The organism is Acinetobacter sp. AS5 (assembly GCF_048957595.1).
Lineage (GTDB): Bacteria > Pseudomonadota > Gammaproteobacteria > Pseudomonadales > Moraxellaceae > Acinetobacter.
In genome coordinates, this window is the sequence record NZ_JARDAL010000072.1 from 1 (window position 1) to 9,346 (window position 9,346).

Genomic DNA, 9,346 nt, shown 5'->3' on the forward strand with positions numbered 1-9,346 from the left:
ACCCGTTGCAGGTTCATGATGTCGACACCATATTCACGCACGTGGGCTTCCATCTCGGCTGCAAATTTAGGACCTTGAGTTTTCTGTACAGACGTGAAGTTTTCAATATCCATGGTATCCATGACCTGACCGCCCATGCGCTCCGCCACGATCCCGGTCTTAATGCCTTTACGTGCTGCATAGATCGCAGAAGTATTCCCTGCAGGACCACCACCGATCACCAGGACATCAAAGGCATCTTTGGCATTCAGCTTTTCCGCATCTTTGGCAGCGGCATTGCTATCCAGCTTGGCAATGATTTCTTCCAGTGTCATACGACCCTGACCGATATGCTGGTTGTCCTGGAATACCATCGGCACCGCCATGATTTTGCGTTCTTCTACTTCTTCCTGGAAGAAAGCCCCATCAATCATGGTCGCTGTGGTCCCCGGGTTATAAATGGCAATCAGGTTGAGTGCCTGAACCACATCCGGACAGTTATGGCAGCTTAACGATACGAACACATCGAAATTAGATTGAACACCCAGGCTTTTAATATTCGCCAGTACTTCATCAGAGACTTTCGGTGCATAACCTGAAGTTTGCAGCAATGCCAGAATCAGCGAGGTAAACTCATGACCCATTGGCAAGCCTGCAAAGAATACACGTGGTTCCTCACCAGCTTTTGCAATCCCGAAACTTGGCGCACGTGCATTGGTCCCGTCAAAGCGTGCAGTGACCAGGTCAGACAGTGCAGCCACTTCGGACACCAGTTCCTGGATTTTGGCTGATTTGTCAGAGCCATCCAAAGTCGCCACCAGTTCAATCGGGCCTTCTAGGCGTTCTAATAAGGTTTTAAGTTGGGCTGAAGTATTTTGATCTAACATTGCTAACGTCTCCAAAGGAGTAAATGTTTATTTGATAACAGGATATTAAATGAATTGAATAAATAGGTAAAACAGTTTGTTTTTATTTTATTGATCGGATTTACAGATTTATTAAAAAATTCATCATTAATTTCAAAGTTCTATATGGGGTAAAAAGATTAATTTTCAAGTAGTTTAGAGCAAGAATAAGGATTTTCAGCTAAGATTAAAACAAGATATTTGAGACTTGAATGATGGAATTACAACGCGGTATTTATCAACATTATAAGGGACAGCTTTATCAGGTGTTTCATGTCGCCACGCACAGTGAAACTGAAGAAAAGCTGGTGGTTTATCAATGTCTCTATGGGGATTATTCAATTTGGGTACGTCATTTAACGATGTTCACTGAAACCATTACCACTAACGATGATCGTGAAGTGGAGCGTTTTAAATTGATTCAGGCACTTTAAGCCCAACAGACTCAGGGAAGAGTGATGCAAAACTCAGATGAATTTGAAATATTCATGCAAGAATTATATGAAAAATTTCATATGCATGATCATAAGCAGGCAGATCGCCTGCACCGATACCGGAATATAGAGCCAGAATCCGGTCAATTTTTGTCTATGCTGATTCGTGCGCAACAATCGAAAAGTATTTTGGAAATTGGCACTTCTACCGGTTATTCCACTCTATGGCTGGCGGAAGCGGCTCGGCAGACTCAAGCCATGATTACAACTCTTGAAGTTGATGCAGAACGGGTTGCTCAGGCAAAGCAATATGCGACAGAAATAGATCTTGCAGACTTAATCAATTTTAAAGTGATTGATGCTCAAGTTTATCTGGAGGCAGAACAGGAAATATTTGATTTTATCCTGTTAGATGCTGAACGCGATGATTATGTCAGTTACTGGCCACATTTGAGTCGATTACTTAAAGCAAAGGGCGGGTTACTGGTAGTTGATAATGTCATTTCACATGCAGCAGAAGTCGAAGAGTTTATTGCCTTAATTCAGCAAGACCCACGTTTTATCATGAGTAGTGTACCCATAGGCGCAGGTTTGCTGATGGTGGGATTTCGTTAATTCGATTCGCTCTAATCCATGCAAATTTTATTAAAATGTAAATTATATTCGAGATACTTTTCCACGAATGCAGCTTTGTCTTGGCGTCTTAACAGGTTGTCATAAATAAATTCAGGTACGGGATGATACAGCTCGGTATGACCATTACTGTATACAATTTTCAGGTGGCGGCTTGAGGGATTGTATTTCCAAGAAATCACGGTAAGCAGTTTTTGCATATGCGTTCCTCCACTGAATATTTCTTATCTTATCATTTGAACTTATGCCATATGGCTCTGCAGATGTATAGCTCAATTGTAAGAATGGGTAAGGATTATGAGAAAGCGAAGCAAAAGATATGCCTGAATTTTTATATGATGGATCAAGAAAAAAATAGGACTATAATATTTTAAGTTCTAATAAAATAATTTTAAAAAATAAAATCCAGTATTGTGCTGACATAAAAGTTCAAACCATAAAAAACCACGCTAAAAAGCGTGGTTTTTGAATCAGTTCAATCTAATTAAAATTAGATTTTACCCACTAGGTCGATTGAAGGAGCAAGAGTTGCATCGCCTTCTTTCCATTTAGCTGGGCAAACTTCGCCTGGGTGAGCATGTACGTACTGAGCTGCTTTAACTTTACGAAGAAGTTCTTGAGCGTCACGGCCGATACCACCAGCGTTGATTTCAACGATTTGGATTTTACCTTCTGGATCGATCACGAAAGTACCACGATCAGCAAGGCCGTCAGCTTCGATTAATACGTCAAAGTTTTTAGCAAGAGTCCAGTTTGCATCGCCAACCATTACATACTGGATTTTTTTGATTTCTTCTGAAGAATCGTGCCAAGCTTTGTGAGTGAAATGCGTGTCAGTAGAAACTGAGTAGATTTCAACGCCTAGTTTTTGGAATTCAGCGTAGTTGTCAGCAAGGTCACCAAGTTCAGTCGGGCAAACGAAAGTGAAGTCAGCTGGGTAGAAGAATACAACAGACCATTTGCCTTTCAGGTCAGCTTCAGTAACTTCAATGAATTTGCCGTTTTGGAATGCAGTTGCTTTAAATGGTTTAACTTCAGTATTAATTAAGCTCATCATTGTCTCCATGATTGAGGTAGTCTTTGATTTTGAATAAGAGTATCGAAATTTTGGTTGATGCTAAAATGGTATTTTTACATTACAAACATCGGAAAAACCGAATTAAGTAAAAACGCGCCACTTTGGCAAAATCGCTTTGTTCATTGAGCAGCATCAAGATGATGGCCTGATGACAAAATTATCTCTTTTTCCTCGTGCTAGCAAACATGATGTTGAAACCAAAAAATTCAAGGGTGAATCAGGAAAAAAAGCATGTTTTCCGCAAAATAATTTAAATATCAATTCCAAACTTAAACTAATGATTAAAAGCAATCGTGCAGACATAGGTCTGCAATTTAGATATTTTGACAGGTTTATGGTGCGGAATTGAGAGAAATCAGGCAGCCAAAGCCAATTTGTCCGGCACTTAACAGAACTACGACTATCTGAAATCTAATGAACCAAGTAAAATAAACCTTTCCGGTTTTTGATGTGGGTGTTTTCTCTGTGCAGAGTCATTTAAATGTAGATCAATGGATAATGGCGCGTGACCGTCACCGTTTAAATCGACTGAAAAAGGGGAAAGACGCAGATGCCAAGCAGTATCAGGAATTATTTGAAAAATCCAATCTGAAAGTACGGCAACGGCTTGAACGTCTTCCGAACATCAAGCTGAATCAGGATCTACCGGTAACCCAGTATGCTGACAAGCTGATTACCGCGATTCAAAAGCATCAGGTGATTATTGTGGCTGGCGAAACCGGTTCTGGTAAAACCACCCAGTTACCGCAAATTGCCATGCTGGCTGGACGTGGTCTGACCGGAATGATCGGGCATACCCAGCCACGTCGACTGGCAGCCCGCAGTGTATCACAGCGTATTGCTGAGGAAGTCGGCGAAAAACTCGGTGAATCAATTTCCTTTAAAGTGCGTTTTACGGAACAGGGTTCACAAGATTCAATTGTACGTTTGATGACTGACGGTATTTTACTGGCCGAACTGACGCATGACCGCTACCTGACCAAATATGACACGATTATTATTGATGAAGCGCATGAACGTTCACTGAATATCGACTTCATTATGGGTTATCTGAAGCAGCTGTTGCCGCGTCGTCCCGATCTGAAAGTCATCATTACTTCTGCAACCCTGGATGTAAACCGTTTTAGCAGTTACTTCAATGGTGCACCAATTTTTGAAGTAGAAGGCCGCAGTTTCCCAGTCGAGCTACGTTATCGCCCGATCTCGGAAATGAGCATTGGCGGTAGTGATGATGACGAGTTTGATGACTTTGAAGAAAATCTGCCTCGCGCTGTGGTCAAAGCAGTCGAAGAATGCTTTCAGGATGCACAGGAAAAAGGTCATCCCGAACATGCCGATATCCTGATTTTTGCCAGTACCGAGCAGGAAATTCGTGAGTTACAGGAAACCCTGATCAAACATGGACCACGCCATACGGAAGTATTAACTTTATATGCGCGTCTGGCGCTGGCCGAACAGCAGAAAATCTTTAATCCTTCTGGGGGCGGGCGACGTATTATTATTGCCACCAACGTAGCAGAAACAGCGCTAACCGTTCCGAATATCCGGTATGTAATTGATAGCGGTTTTGCCCGTATTTCACGTTATAACTATCGTTCACGGGTGCAACGTCTACCAATTGAAGCTGTTTCTCAGGCAGCCGCCAATCAGCGTAAAGGCCGCTGTGGCCGTATTGCACCGGGTGTCTGTATTCGTCTGTATTCTGAGGAAGACTTCCTGAGCCGTCCTGAGTTTACTGAACCGGAAATCAAGCGAACCAACCTGGCATCGGTAATTCTGCAAATGCAAAGTCTGGGGTTGGGTTCACTGGAAGACTTCGATTTTATCGAACCGCCAGATCACCGTCTGGTGAATGATGGTCGCAAGCTGTTGATCGAGCTGGGGGCAATGGCTGAGAAAAACTCCCCTCAAGTTAGTGATGAAAAGCAGTCAGCAACTCCTTCCTCCTTTAAAAAAAGGGAAACGCAAGGTGGATTAACCAAGATCGGTCAGCAAATGGCGAAAATGCCGATCGATCCACGTCTGGCACGTATGATTCTTGGTGGTGCACATTTTGGCGTGCTAAATGAAGTGCTGGTGATTGTGGCAGCACTTGCAGTTCAGGACCCGCGTGAACGTCCGGCGGACAAGCAGATGCAGGCGGATCAGAAACATGCACTATTCCGTGAAGCCGATTCTGATTTCCTGTTCTATATCAAGCTCTGGGAGACGCTGCATAATAACCGCGACAGCATGAGTGAAAATAAGCGTCGTACTTTTGCGCGCAATCACTTCTTGAGCTGGCTGCGTCTGCGTGAATGGAAGAAAACTCATGAACAACTGGTAGATTTGGCTCGAGGTCTGAAATTGTCATTTAATGATAAGCCCGCCAGTTATGAAAATCTGCATCGTGCTTTATTAACCGGTTTATTGTCTTTTATTGCCAACAAGACCGATGAACGTAATGTGTTTATGGCGGTACGTCAGCAAAAAGCGCGGATTTTTCCGGCTTCTACCTTGCACAAGACCAATACGCCGTGGGTGATGGCCTTTGAAATGGTCGAGACCTCCCAGGTGTATTTACGTACCCTTGCCAAGATTGAACCGGAATGGATTCTGCTGGCGGCGCGTGACCTGCTCAAGCATCATTATTTTGAACCGCACTGGTCGAAAAAAGCCGGTGTAGTGAATACCTATGATCAGATTTCCCTATTTGGTCTGATTATTGAGCCAAAGCGCCCAATCAATTATGAAAAAGTTGATCAGGCGGCTGCGCATGAAATTTTCTTGCGGGATGCTTTAACTACCGGTCATCTAGGGATTACTCCGCCATTTTTAAAACATAACTTGCTGAAACTGGAAGAAGTCGAGCGAGTAGAAGACAAGCTGCGTCGTCGTGATCTGGTGGTTGATGAAGAAACCATTTACCAGTTCTATGCCTCCAAAGTGCCGCCTGAAGTGGCCAGCCGTCGTACTTTTGAAGACTGGCGTGCCACGGTTGAGCCCCAGAATCCGCGTTATTTATTTGTTGATGACGATGCACTGTGGCTGAATGACCGTCCAACCACACAACAATTCCCGGACTATTTGCAAAATGGTAGCCTGCGTCTGGCTGCAACCTATCGTTTTGACCCGAGTCATGATGAAGATGGCGCGACAGTTAAAATTCCATTGCAAGCTTTGGCCCAAGTCGATGAAGGTATCTGGTCATGGGGAATTCCGGGATGGCGTCTGGAGCTGATTGAAGCATTGCTAAAAGCTTTGCCGAAGGACAAGCGTCGTAATCTGGTGCCGATTCCGGATACTGCACGAAAACTCATGGCAAAAGTAGATGTGCAGGATTTACAGAAACATATTTTTAGTTTCTTGGCATTCCAGTTGCGGGGCGATCAAATCACTGAGAAAGATTTCAGTTTTGACCGGGTAGACCAGTATTTGTTGCCTTTTATTAAAGTTACTGATGAAAAAGGTCGTGTTATTGAACAGGGGCGTGATCTTGCTGAGCTGAAAGCGCGCTGCCGGACTGAAACGCATAGTCCGGTCAAACAGCTTAAAGGTGAATTTAAAACCTTCCCGGAAAGCTTTGTATTTGAAGCATCGCAAAAAGTCACCGGTGTCGTGGTCAAGCAGTATCAGGCGCTGGTTCCGACCAAAGCCTTCGCTGCGCTGGAGCAGAAAGATGAATCTGGTGTGGTGATTCAGACTTTTAATGATCAGGCTGAAGCGGTTAAAAAACATCGTGAAGGGGTGATCCGACTGGTGCATATGCAACTCGGAGACTTGACCCGCCAGTTGAAAAAACAGATTTCCAAACCTTTGGCGCTGGCTTATTCGCCACTTGGAGATAAAGCGCAACTGGAACAAATGTTAGTTTATGCCACACTACATATGTCCATTAATGAGCTGCCTGTCAATGCGCAAGAGTTCCAAAAGCTGGTTGAAGATGTAAAAAAATCTTTCCTGACTTATGGTCAAGTTGCCCTAAAAGAAATCACGGATATTTATATCCAGTGGCAGGAAATTCGCCGGAAATTATTGGTTTTAGACCATTCTGTGTTTGAAAAAAATATCAATGATATTGAAGATCAGCTTGATTTAATGAGCCTTTCTGACTTTGTATATCGTAAAACTTCCGATGTATGGGGCGAATTTCCACGTTATTTGAAAGCCTTGATCTTGCGTTTAGAGCGCTTGCCCAATAATCTACAAAGGGACAATTCCGCCATTGACCAAATTGATCAATGGATGGAAAAATTATTCAAGTTTAAAGATGACCCTCGCCTGAAAGAATTGTATTTCATGGTCGAGGAGTTAAGAATCTCATTGTTTTCACAACCGATGAAAACAAAAGCACCCGTGTCTCCAACTCGCTTGCAAAAAGTATGGGATCGTCTTGGAATCAGTTAAGATATAGGTAATTCAGATAAGGAATTTTACATGGGCATCCGCATTACGGGTACGGGCTTATTCCATCCGGAACATGTCATCACCAATGAAGAATTAGTTGAAAGTTTAAATGCTTATGTGGAACTGTTTAATCACGAAAATGCTGACAAAATCGCTGCAGGCGAAGTTGAAGCACGTCGTGGTTCTAGTGCAGACTTTATTGAAAAAGCATCTGGCGTACAACGCCGTTATGTCGTAGAAAAATCAGGCATTCTTGATCCAAAACGCTTACGTCCTAATTTACGTGAACGTGCAGATAATGAAATTTCACTGCAGGCAGAATGGGGTGTAATCGCAGCCAAGCAGGCGATGGAAAATGCCGGTGTGACTGCCGAAGACATTGATATCGTGATCTTGTCATGTTCGAATTTGCAACGTGCTTATCCTGCTGTGGCGATCGAGATTCAGACCGCTCTAGGCATCAAAGGTTATGCCTATGACATGAACGTGGCGTGTTCTGCAGCAACATTTGGTCTGAAACAGGCTTATGATGCGATCAAAGCAGGCGCGCGCCGTGTGTTATTAGTGAATGTGGAAATTACCTCTGCACATACCGATTTCCGTTCACGTGACTGTCACTTTATTTTTGGTGATGTGGCAACCGCTTCAATTATTGAAAATACCGACAGCAAAACCGGTTTTGAAATTCTGGATTCTGAGTTGTTTACCCAGTTCTCGAATAACATCCGCAATAACTTTGGTTTCTTGAATACTTCTGAAAATGCTGACATTGATGACAAACGTTTCCGTCAGGATGGTCGTAAGGTATTTAAAGAAGTCTGTCCACTGGTTGCGAAAATGATTACTGCGCAACTGGAGAAGAATCAGATTGAGCCGACAGGTGTTAAACGCTTCTGGTTACACCAGGCCAATGCCAGCATGAATGAGCTGATCCTGAAACTGGTGGTTGGTAAAGAAAATGCCAAACCTGGTCTGGTACCGATCATTCTGAATGAGTTTGCCAACACTTCTTCTGCAGGCGTGATCATTGCTTTGCACCGCACTGCACACGAAGTAGAAGATGGTGAATACGGCGTGTTGTGTTCATTTGGTGCGGGTTATTCGGTGGGTTCGATTCTGGTCCAAAAGCGCGTGGCATAATCCGGAGTCAATAGGGAGCAGACAACTTGCAGGTCAAACATGATGGGCAATGGATTAGACGCTTAAGTGCCTTATCCAAATTATATTTTACCCCTACCTTTTTAGGGGCTGAATATATTGATGCCAGTCGGCCTGCAATGTATGTCGGTAATCATTCCATGTACGGGATCTTTGATTCGCCGATGCTGATTGATTACCTTTATAACGAACATAAAGTGGCTGTGGTCAGTATTGCGGATCATAGCCATTTTTATGTGCCCTTATGGCGTGACGCCGTGAAGAAGTTTGGGGCAGTCGATGGCATCCAGCATTATGTACGTGCTGTGATGCAGCAGGGTTATTCTATTCTGGTCTTTCCGGGAGGGGGCGCGAAGTACTCAAACGTCAGGGTGAACAGTATCAATTGATCTGGAAGCAGCGTTACGGATTTTTAAAGCTGGCTCAGGAATTCAACTATGATATTGTCCCTTTTGCCGCGCTCGGTGGGGATGAAGTCTATGAGATTGGCTTTGATGCCAATAAGATCATCCAGCATAAATATTTTCAAAAACTCCTCAAAGTACCACAACTCAATAAATTATTACGTCAGGGCGATGTGATTCCATCTTTGCCTAAACGATTATTCCCAAAACGCCTGCCATTTTATTTTCAGTTTATGCCGCGACAATCGATTGCTCAGGTGCAGACGCAAGAGGAGCTGGTTGAGTTTCGGCATATAGTCAAATCATTATAAAACCAATACAATGGTGCAATGAGTTATTCAGAACATTTTAGACGTAAAATTTTAGCTA

8 protein-coding genes and 1 pseudogene are annotated in these 9,346 nt (G+C 43.4%); 6 read left to right on the top strand and 3 right to left on the bottom strand.

What is annotated here, in order from left to right; translation table 11 throughout:
• The coding region (locus PV763_RS16165) for a thioredoxin family protein (RefSeq protein WP_420937669.1) at positions 1–866 on the bottom strand (866 nt) is incomplete at its 3' end.
• 233 nt (positions 867–1,099) lie between these two features.
• Here PV763_RS16165 and PV763_RS16170 point away from each other — a divergent pair.
• Positions 1,100–1,318 carry a DUF1653 domain-containing protein gene (locus PV763_RS16170; protein ID WP_314136514.1) on the top strand — a complete coding sequence of 73 codons (219 nt, stop codon included), beginning with the start codon at positions 1,100–1,102 and terminating at the stop codon, positions 1,316–1,318.
• A 24-nt stretch (positions 1,319–1,342) separates the two neighbouring features.
• Positions 1,343–1,933, top strand: coding sequence for an O-methyltransferase (locus tag PV763_RS16175; RefSeq protein ID WP_247144351.1), 591 nt, complete (start codon positions 1,343–1,345; stop codon positions 1,931–1,933).
• 11 nt (positions 1,934–1,944) lie between these two features.
• On the opposite strand, the gene PV763_RS16180 is transcribed toward PV763_RS16175, so the two are convergent.
• Together PV763_RS16180 and ahpC are read right to left on the bottom strand one after the other, a co-directional pair.
• Positions 1,945–2,151, bottom strand: coding sequence for a KTSC domain-containing protein (locus tag PV763_RS16180; RefSeq protein WP_004278917.1), 207 nt, complete (start codon positions 2,149–2,151; stop codon positions 1,945–1,947).
• Positions 2,152–2,441: 290 nt separating this feature from the next.
• Complete coding sequence (gene ahpC, locus PV763_RS16185; protein ID WP_004278916.1) at positions 2,442–3,005, bottom strand: alkyl hydroperoxide reductase subunit C; 564 nt, start codon at positions 3,003–3,005, stop codon at positions 2,442–2,444.
• A 172-nt stretch (positions 3,006–3,177) separates the two neighbouring features.
• On the opposite strand from ahpC, the gene PV763_RS16190 reads away from it, so the two are divergent.
• From PV763_RS16190 to PV763_RS16205, 4 genes and pseudogenes are all read left to right on the top strand, one after another.
• The gene (locus tag PV763_RS16190; protein WP_314136478.1) at positions 3,178–3,378 is read left to right on the top strand and encodes a hypothetical protein; all 201 of its coding nucleotides are present in this window, start codon (positions 3,178–3,180) and stop codon (positions 3,376–3,378) included.
• Between the two features lie 116 nt (positions 3,379–3,494).
• Complete coding sequence (gene hrpA / locus PV763_RS16195; RefSeq protein WP_420938214.1) at positions 3,495–7,415, top strand: ATP-dependent RNA helicase HrpA; 3,921 nt, start codon at positions 3,495–3,497, stop codon at positions 7,413–7,415.
• 30 nt (positions 7,416–7,445) lie between these two features.
• Positions 7,446–8,555 carry a beta-ketoacyl-ACP synthase III gene (locus PV763_RS16200; RefSeq protein ID WP_314136474.1) on the top strand — a complete coding sequence of 370 codons (1,110 nt, stop codon included), beginning with the start codon at positions 7,446–7,448 and terminating at the stop codon, positions 8,553–8,555.
• Between the two features lie 26 nt (positions 8,556–8,581).
• Positions 8,582–9,288: pseudogene (locus PV763_RS16205) on the top strand (1-acyl-sn-glycerol-3-phosphate acyltransferase).
• The last annotated feature ends 58 nt before the right edge of the window (positions 9,289–9,346 follow it).

What these genes read in the sequence shown, in the direction of transcription:
- PV763_RS16170 (WP_314136514.1), top strand. Translation starts at nt 1,100, where the DNA reads ATGGAATTACAACGCGGTATTTATCAACATTATAAGGGACAGCTTTAT.
- PV763_RS16175 (WP_247144351.1), top strand. Translation starts at nt 1,343, where the DNA reads ATGCAAAACTCAGATGAATTTGAAATATTCATGCAAGAATTATATGAA.
- PV763_RS16180 (WP_004278917.1), bottom strand. Translation starts at nt 2,151, where the DNA reads ATGCAAAAACTGCTTACCGTGATTTCTTGGAAATACAATCCCTCAAGC.
- ahpC (WP_004278916.1), bottom strand. Translation starts at nt 3,005, where the DNA reads ATGAGCTTAATTAATACTGAAGTTAAACCATTTAAAGCAACTGCATTC.
- PV763_RS16190 (WP_314136478.1), top strand. Translation starts at nt 3,178, where the DNA reads ATGACAAAATTATCTCTTTTTCCTCGTGCTAGCAAACATGATGTTGAA.
- PV763_RS16200 (WP_314136474.1), top strand. Translation starts at nt 7,446, where the DNA reads ATGGGCATCCGCATTACGGGTACGGGCTTATTCCATCCGGAACATGTC.